The organism is Pseudomonas sp. PDNC002, from assembly GCF_016919445.1.
In the GTDB taxonomy this organism is placed as follows: Bacteria; Pseudomonadota; Gammaproteobacteria; order Pseudomonadales; family Pseudomonadaceae; genus Pseudomonas.
Map to the genome: position 1 here is coordinate 73,537 of NZ_CP070356.1, position 18,040 is coordinate 91,576.

The following is an 18,040-nucleotide window of genomic DNA, read 5'->3' on the forward strand; positions in this document are numbered from 1 at the left end:
CCGATCAGGCGTGGCGGACTTCAACGATCTCGTACTCGACGTCGCCGCCCGGAGTCTTCACCAGAACGGCATCGCCTTCGGTCTTGCCGATCAGCGCACGGGCGATCGGCGAGTTGACCGAGATCTTGCTGTTCTTGATGTCCGCCTCGTCGTCGCCGACGATCTGGTAGGTCACGGTTTCGTCGGTCTCGACGTTGGCGATATCCACGGTAGTACCGAAGATCACCTTGCCGCTGTGCGGAATGGTGGTCACGTCGATGATCTGCGCGTTGGACAGCTTGGCCTCGATGTCGCGGATGCGAGCTTCGGACATACCCTGCTGCTCGCGGGCCGCGTGATACTCGGCGTTTTCCTTGAGGTCACCCAGCTCACGAGCTTCGGCGATGGCCTGGGTGATCTGCGGGCGCAGAACGGTCTTCAGGTATTTCAGTTCTTCTTCCAGGGCGCGAGCGCCCTGGACGGTCATTGGAAATTTGCTCATGCGTTGATTCCTGCATGGAGATCCTGCAGACGGCGAACGGTCTTCTCGGGACCGAACTTGAGCGCCTCACAGATCGCCTGACCCGCCGCGATGGTGGTGGTGCAGTAGATCTTGTGCTGCAGGGCGTTTCGACGGATGGAGTACGAGTCAGCGATGGACTGACGACCTTCGGTGGTATTGATGATCAGGGTGACTTCGTCATTCTTGATCATGTCGACCACGTGAGGACGGCCCTCGGTCACCTTGTTCACGCGACGCACCGGCAGGCCGGCAGCCTCGATCACCTTGGCGGTACCGGCAGTAGCGACTACCTCGAAGCCCAGCGCGACCAGATCGCGAGCGACCTGAACGGCTTGCGGCTTGTCGTCCTCGCGGACGCTGATGAAGGCGCAACCGGCGTTCGGCAGGATTTCGCTGGCGCCCAGCTGGGCCTTGGCGAATGCCTCACCGAAGCTGTCGCCGACACCCATCACCTCGCCAGTGGACTTCATCTCTGGGCCGAGGATCGGGTCGACGCCGGGGAACTTGGCGAACGGGAACACCGCTTCCTTGACGCTATAGTACGGCGGGATCACCTCCTGGGTGAAGCCGACTTCGGCCAGGGACTTGCCGGCCATGACGCGGGCCGCAACTTTCGCCAGGGACTCGCCGATGCACTTGGAGACGAACGGCACGGTACGGGACGCGCGCGGGTTCACCTCGATCACGTAGATGTCCTCGCCCTGCACGGCCATCTGCACGTTCATCAGGCCGACCACGCCGAGTTCAAGGGCCATCTTCTTGACCTGCTCGCGGATCTCGTCCTGGATGTGGGCGGGCAGCGAGTACGGCGGCAGCGAGCAGGCGGAGTCACCGGAGTGCACGCCGGCCTGTTCGATGTGCTGCATGATCGCGCCGATCACCACGGTCTCGCCGTCGCACACCGCATCGATGTCGACTTCGATGGCGCAGTTCAGGAAGCGGTCCAGCAGCACCGGGCTGTCGTTGGAGACCTTCACGGCCTCACGCATGTAGCGCTTGAGCTCTTCTTCCTGGTAGACGATTTCCATCGCGCGGCCGCCCAGCACGTAGGACGGGCGCACCACCATCGGGTAACCGATGTTCTTCGACAGTTCCAGGGCCTGGTCTTCGCTACGCGCGGTGGCGTTGGCCGGCTGGCGCAGGTTCAGGCGCTGGACCATCTGCTGGAAGCGCTCGCGATCTTCGGCTCGGTCGATGGCGTCAGGGCTGGTGCCGATGATCGGTACGCCGGCTTCTTCCAGGGCGCGGCAGAGTTTCAGCGGGGTCTGGCCGCCGTACTGCACGATGACGCCCTTGGGTTGCTCGACGCGGACGATTTCCAGCACGTCTTCCAGGGTCACCGGCTCGAAGTACAGGCGATCGGACGTGTCGTAGTCGGTGGAGACGGTTTCCGGGTTGCAGTTGACCATGATGGTCTCGTAACCGTCTTCACGCATGGCCAGCGCGGCGTGTACGCAGCAGTAGTCGAACTCGATGCCCTGGCCGATACGGTTCGGACCGCCGCCCAGGATCATGATCTTGTCGCGAGTCGACGGATTGGCTTCGCACTCTTCCTCGTAGGTCGAGTACATGTAGGCGGTGTCGGTGGCGAACTCGGCGGCGCAGGTGTCCACGCGCTTGTACACCGGCAGCACCTTGAGCTTGTGGCGATGGTTGCGCAGGTTCTTCTCGGTCACACCCAGAAGGGTCGCCAGGCGCGCATCGGAGAAGCCCTTGCGCTTGAGCTTGAGCATCAGGTCGCGGTCGATGGCCGACAGACCCAGGGTCTTCACGCGCTCCTCGTCCTTGACCAGGTCTTCGATCTGCACCAGGAACCACTCGTCGATGCGGGTCAGGTCGAAGACTTCGGCGATGCTCTTGCCGGCGCGGAAGGCGTCGGCGACGTACCAGATGCGGTCGGCATTGGGCACGGTCAGCTCGCGCTTGAGGATGCTTTCGGCTTCCGGGTTGCTCAGGTCGAGCTTGGGATCGAAACCGGTGGCGCCGACTTCCAGGCCGCGCAGGGCTTTCTGCACGGACTCCTGGAAGGTACGGCCGATGGCCATGACTTCACCCACGGATTTCATCTGAGTGGTCAGGCGGGCGTCGGCTTTCGGGAATTTCTCGAAGGCGAAACGCGGGATCTTGGTGACGACGTAGTCGATCGCCGGCTCGAAGGACGCCGGGGTGCGGCCGCCGGTGATGTCGTTCTGCAGTTCGTCGAGGGTGTAGCCGACAGCCAGCTTGGCGGCGATCTTGGCGATCGGGAAGCCGGTGGCCTTGGAAGCCAGCGCCGAGGAACGCGATACGCGCGGGTTCATCTCGATCACGACCATGCGGCCGGTGTTCGGGCAGATACCGAACTGCACGTTCGAACCGCCGGTTTCCACGCCGATCTCACGCAGCACCGCCAGCGAGGCGTTGCGCATGATCTGGTATTCCTTGTCGGTCAGGGTCTGTGCCGGCGCCACGGTGATCGAGTCACCGGTGTGCACGCCCATCGGGTCGAAGTTCTCGATGGCGCAGACGATGATGCAGTTGTCCTTCTTGTCGCGGACAACCTCCATCTCGTATTCCTTCCAGCCGATCAGCGATTCGTCGATCAGCAGTTCGTTGGTCGGCGACAGGTCCAGACCACGGGTGCAGATTTCCTCGAATTCTTCGCGGTTGTAGGCGATGCCGCCACCGGTGCCGCCCATGGTGAAGGACGGACGGATGATGCACGGGAAGTTGACCTTCTCCAGCACGCCGTAGGCTTCTTCCATGGTGTGGGCGATGCCCGAGCGCGGGCAGGCCAGGCCGATGTCGCGCATGGCCTTGTCGAAGCGCGAACGGTCTTCGGCCTTATCGATGGTGTCGGCATTGGCGCCGATCATTTCCACGCCGAACTGCTCGAGCACGCCGTGGCGCTCCAGGTCCAGGGCGCAGTTCAGGGCGGTCTGGCCGCCCATGGTCGGCAGCAGCGCGTCAGGGCGCTCCTTCTCGATGATCTTGGCGACGGTCTGCCACTTGATCGGCTCGATGTAGGTGGCGTCGGCCATGGCCGGGTCGGTCATGATGGTGGCCGGGTTGGAGTTCACCAGGATGACACGGAAGCCTTCTTCCTTCAGGGCCTTGCAGGCCTGCGCGCCGGAGTAGTCGAACTCACAGGCCTGGCCGATGACGATCGGGCCGGCGCCGAGGATCAGGATGCTCTTGATGTCTGTACGCTTGGGCATGGGACTCTCGTTGCAATATTCAGGAAAGGGTTGCGCTGGCCAGCTTCACGCCAAAGCCGACGAACAGGGCGCCGACGCCACTCGAGGCGCCGGCAGCCAGCCGTTGCCGCCGACGGAACCAGGCCGCCAGACGCACACCGGAGAAAATCAGGAAGCTGAGGTACAGGGCGCTGATGATCTCGAGGATCGTGCCCAGCACCAGGAACGACAGGCCGGGGTAGGCGTAACCCGGGTCGACGAACTGGATGAAGAAGGAGATGAAGAAGAGGATCGCCTTGGGGTTGGACAGGCTCAGCAGCAGCGCCTTGCGGAACGGCTGGTTGACGTCCACTTCCTTGGCCGGTGCGGCGGCTGCCTCCAGCGGGTGGCGCAGCTTCTGCCAGCCACCGCGGAGCATGCCGATACCTAGATAGAACAGGTAAGCGGCACCGACGTATTTCAGGCCCAGGAACAGCATTGGCTCGGCCTTGAGGACCGAGGCGATACCCAGCGCCGACAGGAACATCAGGATCGCATCGCCCAGGAACACCGCGCTCGCCGCCCGATAGCCCGACGCCACGCCGCGCTGGGCGGCAGTGGCGAGGACGAACAGCGAGTTTGGCCCCGGCAGCAGGACGATGAACAACGTACCCAGGACGTAGGTCCAGAGGTCGGTGATTCCCAGGGTCGGCATCATCTTCTTTCCCTCTTCGAGCTCGGACTCAGCGGCGCTCGGCCATCGCCGCGATGAAGCGATCGAACAGCGGGGCCACGTCGTGCGGACCGGGGCTGGCTTCCGGGTGACCCTGGAAGCTGAAGGCCACCTTGTCGGTGCGCTCGACGCCTTGCAGGGTGCCGTCGAACAGCGACTTGTGGGTGGCGCGCAGGTTAGCCGGCATGCTCGCCTCGTCCACGGCGAAACCGTGGTTCTGGCTGGTGATCATCACCACGCCCGAATCCAGGTCCTGCACCGGGTGGTTGGCGCCATGGTGACCATGGCCCATCTTCACGGTCTGGGCGCCGGAGGCCAGGGCCAGCAGCTGGTGACCCAGGCAGATGCCGAAGATCGGCGTCTCGGTGTCGAGGAACTCGCGGATGGCCTGGATGGCGTAGTCGCAGGGAGCGGGGTCACCGGGGCCGTTGGAGAGGAAGATGCCGTCCGGATTCAGGGCCAGCACTTCGCTCGCCGGAGTCTGCGCCGGCACCACGGTCAGGCGGCAGCCACGGGCGACCAGCATGCGCAGGATGTTCAGCTTCACGCCGAAGTCATAGGCGACCACGTGGTACGGCAGGTCGGCGGCGGCGACTTCCGGGTGGCTGTCGGTTTCCAGGTTCCAGACGCTGGAGCGCCACTCGTACTTCTCGGTGGAGGACACGACTTTCGCCAGGTCCATGCCCTTCAGGCCCGGGAAGCCGCGTGCCAGTTCGAGGGCTTTTTCCTCGGTGGCGTCATCGCCGACCAGGATGCAGCCGTTCTGCGAACCCTTCTCGCGCAGGATGCGGGTCAGGCGGCGAGTGTCGATGCCGGCGATGGCAACGGTGCCGTTCTCTTTCAGGTAATCCGGCAGGGACTGCTTGTCGCGCCAGCTGCTGGAGAGCAGCGGCAGGTCGCGAATGATCAGGCCGGCGGCCCAGACCTTGTTCGACTCGGCGTCTTCCGGCGTGGTGCCGGTGTTGCCGATGTGCGGGTAGGTCAGGGTGACGATCTGTTGGGCGTAGGAAGGATCGGTAAGGATTTCCTGGTAGCCGGTCATGGCGGTGTTGAACACCACCTCTCCGACGGTCTGACCGTCGGCGCCGATGGCTTCACCGCGAAAAACGCTGCCGTCGGCAAGTGCAAGTATGGCTGGCTTAGTCAAGAAGACCTCCCGTAGTTCAAGCCTGGCTGGGCGTGCGCAGATTGTAAAAAAGCGGGATGACATCAGAAGAAGTCATCCCGCTTTTTATGTGATCATGCTGCGCTACTTTTAGTGGACACACTAAAGCTGTAGTTTACAGAAATGCGACATCATGGTCCACCTTTTGCACGACGTACGGCCATGCCACTCAGCGCTGGCTTTCGATCTCGCGAGCTAAAGTCGGGCAAGGCGGATAGGAATCGAGGGCGCGGAGTTTACGCGTGCTAAATGAGCACCCGAGATTCCTATCCAACGCCGCCCGGTCGACGCGTAGCAGATCGAAAGCTGGCGCTCAGCGAAGGCCGAGCACATCCTGCATGTCGTACAGGCCGTTGGCCTGCCCTTCCAGCCATTGCGCGGCACGCACGGCGCCACGGGCAAAGGTCATGCGGCTCGAGGCCTTGTGGGTGATTTCCACGCGCTCGCCGTCGGCGGCGAACAGCACAGTGTGATCGCCCACCACGTCACCGGCACGCACGGTGGCGAAACCGATGGTCTCGCGCGGACGAGCGCCGGTCTGGCCTTCGCGACCGTAGACAGCCACCTTCTCCAGATCACGGCCCAGCGCATTGGCAACGACTTCGCCCATGCGCAGCGCAGTACCGGACGGCGCGTCGACCTTGTGGCGGTGATGCGCCTCGAGGATCTCGATGTCCACATCGTCGCCCAGCACGCGGGCGGCGGTGTCGAGCAGCTTCAGGCAGAGGTTCACGCCGACGCTGTAGTTGGCCGCGAAGACGATCGGAATGTCTTTCGCCGCCTCGTTCAGCAGCTCCTTCTCCGCCGCGGAGAAGCCAGTGGTGCCGATAACCATGGCCTTGCCGGCCTTGCGGCAGACTTCGAGGTTCTTCAGGGTCACCGTCGGGTGGGTGAAATCGATCAGCACGTCGAATTCGTCGGCCACCCTGACCAAGTCACCCGACAGCGGCACGCCGATGCGGCCCAGACCTGCCAGCTCGCCAGCGTCGGCACCCACCAGGGTGCTGTCCGGGCGATCCACAGCGGCAGTCAGGCCAGCGCTGCCGCCGGTCTGCTGCACGGCCTCGATCAGGGTCTTGCCCATGCGCCCGGCGGCGCCCATTACGGCTATACGTCGCATATAAAACAGCTCCAAGCTAAAAAGGCCCCGGGCGATTCGCACCGCCGGGGCCTTGCATCATAGATCGTCGAAGAAGCGCTTCATCCCCTCGAACCAGCCACTGGCCTTGGGCGAGTTGGATGAGTTGCCCTGCAGGGTACCGCGGAACTCCTCGAGCAGCTCACGCTGACGCTTGTCCAGCTGGACCGGCGTCTCCACGACCACGCGGCACATCAGGTCGCCCGCACCGCCGCCGCGCACCGGGGCTACGCCCTTGCCGCGCAGGCGGAACAATTTGCCGGTCTGGGTGCCGTCGGGAATCTTCAGCTTCACACGACCATCCAGGGTCGGCACTTCCAGCTCGCCACCCAGGGCAGCGTCGGCGAAGCTGATCGGCACTTCGCAGTACAGATGCTTGCCGTCGCGCTGGAAGATATCGTGCTCGCGCACGTTCACCACCACGTACAGGTCGCCCGCCGGGCCACCGTGGGCACCAGCTTCGCCTTCGCCGGTCAGACGGATGCGGTCACCGGTATCGACACCGGCCGGCACCTTCACCGACAGGGTCTTGTGTTCTTCCACACGGCCCTGGCCGTGGCAGGAGCCACAGGGGTCGGTGATCATCTTGCCGCTGCCATGGCAGCGCGGGCAGGTCTGCTGCACCGAGAAGAAGCCCTGCTGCATGCGCACCTGGCCGATACCACCGCAAGTGGTACAGGTGACCGGCGTGGTGCCGGGCTTGGCACCGCTGCCGCTGCAGGTCTTGCAGCCGACCAGGGTGGGAACGCGGATGGTCACGGTGGTGCCGCGAACCGCGTCTTCCAGGTCCAGGTCGAGGGTGTAGCGCAGGTCCGCGCCACGCGCCGGACCGCCACGGGAACCACCGCGACCGCCAGCACCGCCGAAGAAATCGCTGAAGACATCACCGAAGATGTCCGAGAAGCTCGCACCACCGAAGCCGGCACCGCCGCCACCCATCTGCGGGTCGACACCGGCATGGCCGTACTGATCGTAGGCCGCGCGCTTGCTGGCGTCGGACAGGACCTCGTACGCCTCGTTGGCCTCCTTGAATTTGTCCTCGGCCTCCTTGTCGCCGGGATTGCGGTCCGGGTGGAACTTCATGGCGAGCCGGCGATAGGCCTTCTTCAGGTCCGCTTCGCTGGCGCCGCGCTCGACACCCAGTACCTCGTAAAAATCACGTTTGGCCATAACATTCCTGCACTCTAAAAACCGTTCCCCCAGACACGCCAACGCGGGAGCAAGCCCCCGCGTGACGTTTCATGCGCACCGACACGCTGGTCGGTGCGCCGGAGCGGAAGCAAGCACGCGGCTTACTTGTTCTCCTTGACCTCTTCGAACTCGGCGTCGACGACATCGTCGCCAGCCTTGTCGTCAGCGGCCTCGCCCTGAGCGGCAGCACCCGGCTGCGGCTGTTCGGCATACATCTTCTGCGCCAGCGGGGTGGACGCCTGGGACAGCGCGTTCATCTTCGCTTCGATCTCAGCCTTGTCGTCGCCCTTCACGGCAACTTCCAGCTCGCCCAGCGCTTTATCGATGGCAGCCTTCTCCTCGGCGGTGGCTTTGTCGCCAGCCTCGGTGACCATCTTGCGAGTCGCATGGACCAGCGCGTCACCCTGGTTGCGGGCAGCGGCCAGCTCCTCGAACTTGCGGTCTTCCTCGGCATTCGCCTCGGCGTCGCGGACCATCTGCTGGATCTCGTCCTCGGACAGGCCAGAGGACGCCTTGATCACGATGGACTGCTGCTTGCCGGTGGCCTTGTCCTTGGCGCCGACGTGCAGGATGCCGTTGGCGTCGATGTCGAAGGTCACTTCGATCTGCGGCACGCCGCGCGGAGCCGGCGGGATGTCGGCCAGGTCGAACTTGCCCAGCGACTTGTTCTGGCCGGCTTGCTTGCGCTCGCCCTGCAGAACGTGGATGGTCACGGCGCCCTGGTTGTCATCGGCAGTGGAGAACACCTGCGACTTCTTGGTCGGGATGGTGGTGTTCTTGTCGATCAGCGCGGTCATCACGCCACCCAGGGTTTCGATACCCAGGGTCAGCGGGGTGACGTCGAGCAGCAGCACGTCCTTCACGTCGCCGGCCAGAACGGCGCCCTGGATGGCAGCCCCCATGGCAACGGCTTCGTCCGGGTTGACGTCCTTGCGCGCTTCCTTGCCGAAGAACTCGGCAACGGTCTTCTGCACCAGCGGCATGCGGGTCTGGCCGCCAACCAGGATCACTTCGTCGATCTTCGACACGTCCAGGCCTGCATCTTTCAGCGCAACGCGGCACGGCTCGATGGTGCGGGTGACCAGGTCTTCCACCAGGGATTCCAGCTTGGCGCGGGAAACCTTGACGTTCAGGTGTTTCGGGCCGGAGGCATCAGCAGTGACGTACGGCAGGTTGACGTCAGTCTGCTGGGTCGAGGACAGCTCGATCTTGGCCTTCTCGGCAGCTTCCTTCAGGCGCTGCATGGCCAGCGGGTCGCCCTTGAGGTCCATGCCGGATTCTTTCTTGAACTCCTCAACGAGGTAGTCGATCAGGCGCAGGTCGAAGTCTTCACCACCCAGGAAGGTGTCGCCGTTGGTGGCCAGTACTTCGAACTGGTGCTCGCCGTCGACTTCCGCAATCTCGATCACCGAGACGTCGAAGGTACCGCCGCCCAGGTCATAGACGATGATGGTGTGGTCGCCCTTGGCCTTGTCCAGGCCGTAGGCCAGCGCAGCCGCGGTCGGCTCGTTGATGATGCGCTTGACGTCCAGACCGGCGATACGGCCGGCGTCCTTGGTGGCCTGACGCTGGCTGTCGTTGAAGTAGGCCGGAACGGTGATGACCGCTTCGGTGACCGGCTCGCCCAGGTAGTCCTCGGCGGTCTTCTTCATCTTCTTCAGGACTTCGGCGGAGACCTGCGGCGGAGCCATCTTCTGGCCCTTGGCCTCGACCCAGGCGTCGCCGTTGTCAGCCTTGACGATCTTGTACGGGACCATCTTGATGTCTTTCTGTACGACGTCTTCTTCAAAACGACGGCCGATCAGGCGCTTGACGGCGTACAGTGTGTTGGTCGGGTTGGTCACCGCCTGGCGCTTGGCCGGCTGACCTACCAGGATTTCGCCGTCGTTGGCGTAGCCGATGATCGACGGGGTGGTACGAGCGCCTTCGGCGTTCTCGATGACCTTGACGTTACCGTTCTCCAGGATGGACACACAGGAGTTGGTGGTCCCCAGGTCGATACCAATGATTTTGCCCATATTTCACTCTCCAGAAATTAGATTCCGCGCTGACCCTGTTGCGGGTCTTTGGCTCGGTTGATTACCCAGATGGGGACCGGGTGGTGGATTTCAAGCCTTCTCGTCGATCGAAGGCGGAGTTTGTTCGGGTGCCTTGCTGACCACGACCATGGCCGGACGCAGCAGGCGACCGTTGAGCAGGTAACCCTTCTGGAACACCTTGACCACGCTGCCCGGCTCGAGGCGGATGCTCTCTTCCATGGCCATGGCCTGGTGGTGTTCGGGGTTGAACGGCTCGCCGTGCGGGTCGACCGGCTCGAGGTTGTAGCGCACCAGCGTGTCGTGGAACATCTTCAGCGTCAGCTCGATGCCTTCGCGCATCGGCTTGATCGCCTCGTCTTCCGGGTTCGACATTTCCAGCGCGCGCTCGAGGGTATCGACGATCGGCAGCAGGTCGCCGGCGAATTTCTCCAGGGCGAACTTGTGCGCTTTTTCCACGTCCTGCTCGGCGCGGCGGCGGACGTTCTGCAATTCGGCGACGGCGCGCAGGCTCTGGTCCTTCGCCGCGGCTACCTGTTCTTCCAGTTCCAGCACGCGGGCGTTCAGGTCTCCGGCGGCGCCGGTTTCCGGCTGCTCGTTGAACTGGGAATCCTGAGTCTGTTGTTCGTCAGACATGCCACTCTCCTAAAAAAGAAAATAAGCCTTTGAAAACAAAGCGAACCCGATGGTCCGCGGCTCTGCCGACTATATGGGGCGCAATTTTTCGAGTTCAAGGGTCATGACACCCTGTCGACAGGGAGAATTGCCACCGGCAAAAAATACTGTATAAATAACCAGACATTTCCTCGGAGCCGCCGCCCATGCTGGTTCACCTGTCCGTTCACAACTACGCCATCGTCGAGCATCTCGATCTCGAGCTCGCCGCCGGCATGACCGTGATCACCGGCGAAACCGGCGCCGGCAAGTCGATCATGCTCGACGCCCTCGGCCTCGCCCTGGGCGACCGCGCTGACAGCGGCGTGGTGCGCCCCGGCTCCGACAAGGCAGACATTCTCGCCAGCTTCGATGTCAGCGCGATTGCCGAAGCCCGCGACTGGCTCGCCGAGCGCGACCTTGAGCAGGACGGCCCGTGCATCCTGCGCCGGGTGATCACCGCCGAAGGCCGCTCCCGCGCCTACATCAACGGCACACCGTGCCCGCTGGGCGACCTCAAGCACCTGGGCGAGTTGCTGATCGATATCCACAGCCAGCACGAGCACCAGTCGTTGCTCAAGGCCGACACCCACCGGCGCCTGCTGGATGAGTTCGCCGGCAGCCAGGACCTGGCGCGCCAGGTACACCTCGCTGCGCAGCGCTGGAAGCAGACCCGCCAGGAGCTGGATCGCCTGTCGCGCAGTGGCGACGAACAGCGAGCCCGCCACCAACTGCTCAGCTACCAGCTGGAAGAGCTGGAAAACCTCGGCCTGGGTGACAACGAACTGGAGTCGCTGGAAGCCGAACACAAGACCCAGAGCAACGCCGGTAGCCTGATAGCCGCCTGCCGCCAGGTAGTCGAGCTATGCAGCGAGAGCGATGCCGGTAACGTCCTCTCCGCGCTGACCTCCAGCCTCAATCGCCTGACGGCGTTCCAGAGCCAGCCAGTCGCCCTGAGCGAAGCGGTGAACCTGCTCTCCAGTGCACAGATCCAGGTCGAGGAAGCCATCGGTGAGCTGAACCGCTTCGTCGATCACTTCGATGCCGATCCGTTGCGTCTGCAACAGCTGGAAGAGCGCATGGATGCGATCTACAGCCTGGCGCGCAAGCACCGCGTGCAGCCCCATGAGCTGCAGAACCTGCAACAAAACCTACTGGATGAACTCGAGGCCCTGAACGCCGACGACGAAGCCGTCGAGCGCCTGGGCGACGAGTTGGCCGCTTACGCCCGTCATTATCAGGAGAAAGCCGAAGAGTTGAGCCGCATCCGCCAAGACGCCGCGCCGCTGCTGGCCAAGGCAGTCGAAGTCGAGATGCAGCGCCTGGGCATGCCGGGCGGGCGGTTCGCCATCGAACTGCGCGAAGCCACCTCGGACGAGCCGCAGGTAAACGGCCTGGAACAGCTGGAATTCCTCGTCAGCGCCAACCCGGGCCAGCCGTTGAAAGGCCTGGCGAAGGTCGCCTCGGGCGGCGAATTGTCGCGGATCAGCCTGGCGATCCAGGTGATCACCGCGCAGACTTCGCGCACTCCCACCCTGGTCTTCGACGAAGTGGACGTCGGCATCGGCGGCCCCACCGCGGAAGTGGTCGGCCAATTGCTGCGGCGCCTGGGTGATCGCGGCCAGGTACTGACAGTCACCCACTTGCCGCAGGTTGCCGCCCAGGGTCACCAGCACCTGTTCGTGCACAAGGACCGCGACACCAGCGAGACCCGCACCGCCGTCGCCAACCTGAAGAAGGCCGAGCGCATCGAAGAAATCGCCCGCATGCTCGGCGGAGTCGACCTGACCAAGGAATCCCTGGCCCACGCGCGCAAGATGGTGGATTCGGCCGTCCAGGGCTGATTCCTTCTATGTAGGAGCGAGCTTGCTCCTACAAAAGAACCGCGCAAACGAAAACGGCGACCCGAGGGTCGCCGTTTTTGCATCCGCGTACGCTTACTTCTTCTTGCGCACGTAGAGCACCAGGTTGTGATCGACGAGCTCGAAGCCGCGCTCGCGAACGATCTCCTTCTGGCGTTTCTCGATTTCCGAGTCCATGAACTCGATGACTTCGCCGGTATCGACGCAGACCATGTGGTCATGGTGGCCGCTGTCCGCCAGCTCGAAGACGGCATGGCCGCCGTCGAAGTTGTGGCGCACGACCAGGCCGGCGGCTTCGAACTGGGTCAGAACCCGGTAGACGGTAGCCAGACCGACATCCTCGCCCGCCTCCATCAGCGCCTTGTACACATCCTCTGCGCTCATGTGGCGCTGCTCGGCGGAGTCGAGCATCTGGAGGATCTTGACGCGCGGCAGCGTGACCTTGAGTCCGGCTTTGCGCAGTTCGCTATTTTCAACCATGTGTGCTTTCTCGCCGCGGAATGCTTCGCAGCATCCCTCAATACAGGTATGATCGGGATTTCGTCGCTCAGCCAAGATAGTGGAAGTCACCCCTTGATGCAAAACGCCAAGCTCATGCTGACCAGTCTCGCTTTCGGGCTGGGACTCGCCGCACTCGCCGGTTGCTCGTTCCCGGGGGTCTACAAGATCGATATCCAGCAGGGCAACGTTGTAACGCAGGATATGATAGACCAGTTGAAGCCCGGAATGACCCGACGCCAAGTGCGGTTTATCATGGGCAACCCGCTGATCGTCGACACCTTCCATCCCAATCGCTGGGACTACCTGTACAGCATCCAGCCCGGCGGCGGTCAGCGCCAGCAGGAGCGGATGAGTCTGTTCTTCGGCGCAAACGACCAGTTGGTCGGCCTCAATGGCGACTTCATGCCCGGCGTGAGCCGTGACGAGTCGATCCTCGGCAAGGACGGCGTACCCCCGCCGCTGGCCCCGGAAGCGCCTCAGCAGCAGCCCGAGCAGCCCAAGGAGCAACCGGCCAAGCCCGGCTCCGTGGAAGAGCAGATCCAGAAGGAAGTCGACCAGGTGGAAACCGTACCGATCCCGACTCCGGAACCGCTGGACAAGAATCCGCAGTAAGGGATTCGTGCCAACGAAAAAGCCCGGCCAATGCCGGGCTTTTTATTGCCTGTGATTTCTCAGCCTTCGAAGATCAGCCCCGCGCCGCCTTGGCCCTCGCCGCACGCTGCTTGCGCACTTCCTTGGGGTCAGCAATCAGCGGGCGGTAGATTTCCACCCGTTCGCCGTCTTCCAGCACGCGCTCCTCAGGCGCAATCACCGCCTTGCCGAAGATACCCAGCGGACAGTTCTGCACGTCCAGTCCGGGAAATTGCCCGGCGATGCCGGACAGCAACACCGCCTCGCGCATCCGCGTACCGCGCGGCACGCTCAATCGCAGCAGCGCCTGTCTCTCCGGCAACGCGTAGACCACTTCGATGGTAATGCTGGAGGAGTCAGCCATGCAGTTGCTTGGCGCGCTGGCAGAAGGCATCGACCATGGTGTTCGCCGCCTGGGTGAACAGTGGGCCGAGGGTGGCTTTCACCAGGGCGCCCGCGTAGTCGAAGGTGAGATCGAGGGAGATCTTGCAGGCCTTGTCGCCCAGTGCCTTGAACGTCCACACGCCATGCAACTGGGAGAACGGTCCCTCTTCGAGATTCATCTCGATGCTCTGACCGGGTATCAGTGCATTACGCGTGGTGAAGCGCTGGGTGATACTGCCTTTTGCCACGGTGAGCTCGGCGCGCATGGCCGTTTCGCTTTCCTCCAGCACGGTGGAGGCGGAACACCAGGGCAGGAATTCCGGATAGCGCGCCACATCGTTGACCAGGTCATACAGCGCCCTCGCCGGATAGGGCAGCAGCGCCGAACGCTGGATATGCGTGCTCATAGACGTCTCGCTTTGTGTTGTGGGGCATCTGACCGAAATCGATGCCCGCCGATCAAAAAAACAGCGCGCATTCTCCGAGATTAGCCAAGCACCCTCAAGCTTGCATGCCACCGCACGTTGTCCCGATAGCGGCGCGGCGAGCGACTCCCTATAATGCGCGACCTATGGCCAAACAGAAAAAGCACCCTTCGGGGACCATCGCGCAGAACAAGAAAGCTCTGCACGACTACTTCATCGAGCAGCGCTTCGAGGCAGGTGTCGCACTTGCCGGCTGGGAAGTGAAAAGCCTGCGCGCCGGCAAGGCGCAGTTGGTGGACAGCTACGTGCTGCTCAAGGACGGCGAAGCCTGGCTGCTGGGCAGCCACATCACGCCGCTGACCACTGCCAGCACCCACGTCATCGCCGATCCGGTGCGCACGCGCAAGCTGCTGCTGCACAAGCGCGAGCTGGGCAAGCTGTTCGGTGCCGTGCAGCAGAAAGGCTATGCCTGTGTCGCACTGTCGATGTACTGGAAAAAGCACCTGATCAAGTGCGAGATCGCACTGGCCAAGGGCAAGAAAGAGTACGACAAGCGCGGCACCGAGAAGGAGCGCGACTCCGACCGGGAGATCCAGCGCGCCATTCGCCACGGCAAGGACGACTGACGTCCCTCGCGCCCTCCTCCACCGAGGGCGCGCTGCTGGTCAGGCGTCCACGGCGCCCTGGCGTCGCTGCGAGCGCTGCAGGCGCAACTCTTTCGCCTGCACCTCGGCCAGCACTTCCTGCACGTAGTCGATGTGCCGCTGGGAAATCTCCCGCGCCGCTTCCGCATGCCCGCCAACGATCGCCTCGTACAACTCGCGGTGCTGACGCATCAGTTGCTCGCGGGTTTCGTCACGCTGCGCGTACATCCCGCCGATGTTGGTTACCACGTTGCGCTTGAGCAGGTCGAACAGGCCGCGGATGGTGTGCAGCAGCACGGCGTTATGACTGGCCTCGGCAATTGCCAGGTGGAAGGCCGCATCCGCCGCACCCTCCTCCGCCCGACTGACCTTGCCATGGCGCTGGTAGCAGTCCTGCAAGGCATCGAACGCCTGCTTCAGACGCTGGTGATCCACCTCGGTCGCCCGCAGCGCCGCGTAGTAGGCGCAGGAACCTTCCAGGGTATGGCGGAACTCCAGCAGGTCGCGCTGCGCCTCGGGGTTGCTTTCCAGCAATTGCAGCAGCGGATCGCTGAACATCGAGCCCAGCCCCTCGCTGACGTAATTGCCACCGCCCTGGCGGCTGACCAGCAGCCCCTTGGCACCGAGCTTCTGGATCGCCTCGCGCAGTGACGGCCGCGACACGCCGAACTGTTCGGCCAGCACACGCTCGGCGGGCAAACGCTCGCCGGCCTTGAGAGTGCCCTCGAGGATCATCGCCTCCAGCCGCTCGACGATGTCGTCCGACAAACGGCGTTGCTTGACCTGACCAAAACTCATCTTCGTGAACTCCCTCGCTCTCTCATTCTGAGCCGCGCGCAAGGCCGCGATCTGCGCGGCGCGCGGCAGCCTACCCAGCGCGGGCTTCCGCAACAAGACCACTGCGCCTTTCGAAGCGCTCTCGACAAAAGTCGCAAGGCAGCAAATTGACATGCCGCCAGCAGGGCTTTTACCCTGAGCGCTCGGCTTTGTAAATTGGTCATACCAATTTACCGAAAGCTGGATTGCACGACAACATAAAGCCGCGATCAGTCGACCACTGCCAGCGCCACAAGCGCCCCGGATTCGCCCGACCGGCAACAAGGCCCTCCACCCAAAAACAATTAGGGAGCCAATTCAGATGCAAACCTGGCAGCAGATCTATACCCCGCTCGGCAGCCTCGGCCTGTCCGCGCTGGTCGCCGTCATCCCGATCGTATTCTTCTTCCTCGCCCTCGCCGTGTTCCGCCTCAAGGGTCACGTCGCCGGCAGCATCACCCTCGCCCTCTCCGTCATCATCGCCATCGTCGCCTTCGGCATGCCCGCCGACATGGCCATTGCCGCCGCCGGCTATGGCTTCGCCTACGGCCTGTGGCCGATCGCCTGGATCATCGTCGCGGCGGTGTTCCTCTACAAACTCACGGTCAAGAGCGGCCAGTTCGAAGTGATCCGCAGCTCGGTGCTGTCGATCACCGGCGACCAGCGCCTGCAGGTGCTGCTGATCGGCTTCTCGTTCGGCGCCTTCCTCGAAGGTGCTGCAGGATTCGGCGCGCCGGTGGCCATTACTGCTGCCCTGCTGGTCGGCCTGGGCTTCAACCCGCTGTACGCAGCCGGCTTGTGCCTGATCGCCAACACCGCGCCGGTAGCCTTCGGCGCCCTGGGCATCCCGATCATCGTGGCCGGCCAGGTCACTGGCATCGACGCCTTCAAGATCGGCGCCATGACCGGCCGCCAGTTGCCCTTCCTGTCGATCCTCGTGCCGTTCTGGCTGGTGTTCATGATGGACGGATTCAAGGGCGTGAAGGAAACCTGGCCGGCCGCACTGGTTGCCGGCGGCAGCTTCGCCATCACCCAGTACTTCACCTCCAACTTCATTGGCCCGGAACTGCCGGACATCACCTCCGCCCTGGTCAGCCTGATTTCCCTGACGCTGTTCCTGAAGGTCTGGCAGCCGGCCAGCGAGCGTGAAGTGGTCGCCAACGCTGGCGGCGCGGCCGTCCTGGGCGGCAACGGTCCGCGTGGCGCCGAGCCGACTCCCTACAGCTTCGGTGAAATCCTCAAGGCCTGGTCGCCCTTCCTGGTGCTGACCGTGCTGGTCACCATCTGGACCCTGAAGCCGTTCAAAGCGCTGTTCGCGCCGGGCGGTGCGCTGTATAGCCTGGTGTTCAACTTCTCCATCCCGCATCTGGACCAGTTGGTGGTGAAGGTCGCCCCCATCGTCGCCAACCCGACGCCGATTGCCGCCGTGTTCAAGCTGGACCCGATCTCCGCCACCGGCACCGCGATCTTCCTCTCCGCCGTGATCTCGATGCTGGTTCTGCGGATCACCGCGAAAACTGGTCTGACCACCTTCAAGGAAACCCTGCTTGAGCTGAAGTGGCCGATTCTTTCGATCGGCATGGTGCTGGCCTTCGCCTTCGTCACCAACTACTCGGGCATGTCCACCACCCTGGCGTTGGTCCTGGCCGGCACCGGCGCGGCGTTCCCGTTCTTCTCGCCATTCCTCGGCTGGCTGGGCGTATTCCTGACCGGTTCGGACACGTCCTCCAACGCGCTGTTCAGCTCGCTGCAGGCCACTACCGCGCACCAGATCGGCGTCAACGACACTCTGCTTGTAGCGGCCAACACCAGCGGTGGCGTGACCGGCAAGATGATCTCGCCGCAGTCCATCGCCGTGGCGTGCGCCGCCACCGGCATGGTCGGCAAGGAATCCGACCTGTTCCGCTTCACCCTCAAGCACAGCCTGATGTTCGCCGCCATGGTGGGTCTGATCACCCTCGCGCAGGCCTATATCTTCACCGGCATGCTCGTGCACTGACCGAGCTCTGATCGGCTGCGCGTCGGCGATACTGCGTTGGAAATGGCCTCGGAAAGCCGCTTGCGGCTAACGCACTTCAGTGCGGCCCCGAAGGGGCGAGTGGAGCGAGTCATGCTCACCTACAGTTGTAGGCTCCGCTCCCTCGGCCATTTCCGCCTTGTCTCGCTCTAGCTCGCTCGATCCAAAATATTTTCCTCAAAACGGA

General features: G+C 63.4%; 16 protein-coding genes. 4 read left to right on the top strand and 12 right to left on the bottom strand.

All coding sequences use genetic code 11. The annotated features are described in order from the left end of the window. Positions 1-4: 4 nt before the first annotated feature. The 8 genes from greA to grpE all read right to left on the bottom strand — a co-directional run bounded on the left by greA (position 5) and on the right by grpE (position 10,556). Positions 5-481 (bottom strand): transcription elongation factor GreA, encoded by a 477-nt coding sequence (gene greA / locus JVX91_RS00345; protein WP_017518953.1) that lies wholly within the window; start codon positions 479-481, stop codon positions 5-7. Continuing rightward, a complete protein-coding gene (carB, locus tag JVX91_RS00350; RefSeq protein WP_205337499.1) occupies positions 478-3,699 on the bottom strand; it encodes a carbamoyl-phosphate synthase large subunit in 3,222 nt (1,073 codons plus the stop codon). The genes greA and carB overlap by 4 nt, the downstream gene beginning before the upstream one ends. A 19-nt stretch (positions 3,700-3,718) precedes the next feature. After that, entirely contained in the window at positions 3,719-4,372 is a 654-nt protein-coding gene (leuE, locus tag JVX91_RS00355; RefSeq protein WP_026079047.1) for a leucine efflux protein LeuE, read from the bottom strand. Positions 4,373-4,400: 28 nt separating this feature from the next. Then, positions 4,401-5,537 (bottom strand): glutamine-hydrolyzing carbamoyl-phosphate synthase small subunit, encoded by a 1,137-nt coding sequence (gene carA, locus JVX91_RS00360; RefSeq protein WP_205337500.1) that lies wholly within the window; start codon positions 5,535-5,537, stop codon positions 4,401-4,403. Between the two features lie 331 nt (positions 5,538-5,868). Next, a complete protein-coding gene (dapB, locus tag JVX91_RS00365; RefSeq protein WP_205337501.1) occupies positions 5,869-6,675 on the bottom strand; it encodes a 4-hydroxy-tetrahydrodipicolinate reductase in 807 nt (268 codons plus the stop codon). 57 nt (positions 6,676-6,732) lie between these two features. Then, on the bottom strand, positions 6,733-7,863 hold the full coding sequence (gene dnaJ / locus JVX91_RS00370; RefSeq protein ID WP_205337502.1) for a molecular chaperone DnaJ: 1,131 nt from the start codon (positions 7,861-7,863) through the stop codon (positions 6,733-6,735). A gap of 122 nt (positions 7,864-7,985) precedes the next feature. Continuing rightward, entirely contained in the window at positions 7,986-9,902 is a 1,917-nt protein-coding gene (gene dnaK / locus JVX91_RS00375) for a molecular chaperone DnaK (RefSeq protein WP_184592263.1), read from the bottom strand. A gap of 90 nt (positions 9,903-9,992) precedes the next feature. Beyond that, entirely contained in the window at positions 9,993-10,556 is a 564-nt protein-coding gene (gene grpE, locus JVX91_RS00380; protein ID WP_205337503.1) for a nucleotide exchange factor GrpE, read from the bottom strand. Positions 10,557-10,741: 185 nt separating this feature from the next. Between grpE and recN the strand changes: the two genes are divergently transcribed. Then, positions 10,742-12,418 carry a DNA repair protein RecN gene (gene recN, locus JVX91_RS00385; RefSeq protein ID WP_205337504.1) on the top strand — a complete coding sequence of 559 codons (1,677 nt, stop codon included), beginning with the start codon at positions 10,742-10,744 and terminating at the stop codon, positions 12,416-12,418. A gap of 93 nt (positions 12,419-12,511) precedes the next feature. On the opposite strand, the gene fur is transcribed toward recN, so the two are convergent. Beyond that, positions 12,512-12,916, bottom strand: a complete 405-nt coding sequence (fur, locus tag JVX91_RS00390; RefSeq protein WP_015478949.1) for a ferric iron uptake transcriptional regulator — start codon at positions 12,914-12,916, stop codon at positions 12,512-12,514. 96 nt (positions 12,917-13,012) lie between these two features. On the opposite strand from fur, the gene JVX91_RS00395 reads away from it, so the two are divergent. Continuing rightward, positions 13,013-13,549: an outer membrane protein assembly factor BamE gene (locus JVX91_RS00395; RefSeq protein ID WP_205337505.1), complete on the top strand. Its 537-nt coding sequence runs from the start codon at positions 13,013-13,015 to the stop codon at positions 13,547-13,549. A 73-nt stretch (positions 13,550-13,622) separates the two neighbouring features. Here the strand turns inward: JVX91_RS00395 and JVX91_RS00400 are convergent, their stop codons facing one another. Then, entirely contained in the window at positions 13,623-13,931 is a 309-nt protein-coding gene (locus JVX91_RS00400) for an RnfH family protein (protein WP_205337506.1), read from the bottom strand. Further along, positions 13,924-14,358, bottom strand: a complete 435-nt coding sequence (locus JVX91_RS00405) for a type II toxin-antitoxin system RatA family toxin (RefSeq protein WP_205337507.1) — start codon at positions 14,356-14,358, stop codon at positions 13,924-13,926. Before JVX91_RS00405 ends, JVX91_RS00400 begins: the two co-directional genes overlap by 8 nt. Before the next feature lie 164 nt (positions 14,359-14,522). Here JVX91_RS00405 and smpB point away from each other — a divergent pair, with 164 nt between their 5' ends. Then, positions 14,523-15,002 (top strand): SsrA-binding protein SmpB, encoded by a 480-nt coding sequence (smpB, locus tag JVX91_RS00410; RefSeq protein ID WP_017518965.1) that lies wholly within the window; start codon positions 14,523-14,525, stop codon positions 15,000-15,002. Between the two features lie 39 nt (positions 15,003-15,041). Here the strand turns inward: smpB and JVX91_RS00415 are convergent, their stop codons facing one another. Then, the gene (locus tag JVX91_RS00415) at positions 15,042-15,818 is read right to left on the bottom strand and encodes an FCD domain-containing protein (RefSeq protein ID WP_205337508.1); all 777 of its coding nucleotides are present in this window, start codon (positions 15,816-15,818) and stop codon (positions 15,042-15,044) included. Positions 15,819-16,158: 340 nt separating this feature from the next. Here JVX91_RS00415 and JVX91_RS00420 point away from each other — a divergent pair, with 340 nt between their 5' ends. Further along, complete coding sequence (locus JVX91_RS00420) at positions 16,159-17,835, top strand: lactate permease LctP family transporter (RefSeq protein WP_205337509.1); 1,677 nt, start codon at positions 16,159-16,161, stop codon at positions 17,833-17,835. The last annotated feature ends 205 nt before the right edge of the window (positions 17,836-18,040 follow it).

What these genes read in the sequence shown, in the direction of transcription:
- dnaJ (WP_205337502.1), bottom strand. Translation starts at nt 7,863, where the DNA reads ATGGCCAAACGTGATTTTTACGAGGTACTGGGTGTCGAGCGCGGCGCC.
- fur (WP_015478949.1), bottom strand. Translation starts at nt 12,916, where the DNA reads ATGGTTGAAAATAGCGAACTGCGCAAAGCCGGACTCAAGGTCACGCTG.
- JVX91_RS00420 (WP_205337509.1), top strand. Translation starts at nt 16,159, where the DNA reads ATGCAAACCTGGCAGCAGATCTATACCCCGCTCGGCAGCCTCGGCCTG.
- JVX91_RS00415 (WP_205337508.1), bottom strand. Translation starts at nt 15,818, where the DNA reads ATGAGTTTTGGTCAGGTCAAGCAACGCCGTTTGTCGGACGACATCGTC.
- JVX91_RS00395 (WP_205337505.1), top strand. Translation starts at nt 13,013, where the DNA reads ATGCAAAACGCCAAGCTCATGCTGACCAGTCTCGCTTTCGGGCTGGGA.
- smpB (WP_017518965.1), top strand. Translation starts at nt 14,523, where the DNA reads ATGGCCAAACAGAAAAAGCACCCTTCGGGGACCATCGCGCAGAACAAG.
- grpE (WP_205337503.1), bottom strand. Translation starts at nt 10,556, where the DNA reads ATGTCTGACGAACAACAGACTCAGGATTCCCAGTTCAACGAGCAGCCG.
- dnaK (WP_184592263.1), bottom strand. Translation starts at nt 9,902, where the DNA reads ATGGGCAAAATCATTGGTATCGACCTGGGGACCACCAACTCCTGTGTG.
- greA (WP_017518953.1), bottom strand. Translation starts at nt 481, where the DNA reads ATGAGCAAATTTCCAATGACCGTCCAGGGCGCTCGCGCCCTGGAAGAA.
- JVX91_RS00405 (WP_205337507.1), bottom strand. Translation starts at nt 14,358, where the DNA reads ATGAGCACGCATATCCAGCGTTCGGCGCTGCTGCCCTATCCGGCGAGG.
- leuE (WP_026079047.1), bottom strand. Translation starts at nt 4,372, where the DNA reads ATGCCGACCCTGGGAATCACCGACCTCTGGACCTACGTCCTGGGTACG.
- carB (WP_205337499.1), bottom strand. Translation starts at nt 3,699, where the DNA reads ATGCCCAAGCGTACAGACATCAAGAGCATCCTGATCCTCGGCGCCGGC.
- dapB (WP_205337501.1), bottom strand. Translation starts at nt 6,675, where the DNA reads ATGCGACGTATAGCCGTAATGGGCGCCGCCGGGCGCATGGGCAAGACC.
- JVX91_RS00400 (WP_205337506.1), bottom strand. Translation starts at nt 13,931, where the DNA reads ATGGCTGACTCCTCCAGCATTACCATCGAAGTGGTCTACGCGTTGCCG.
- recN (WP_205337504.1), top strand. Translation starts at nt 10,742, where the DNA reads ATGCTGGTTCACCTGTCCGTTCACAACTACGCCATCGTCGAGCATCTC.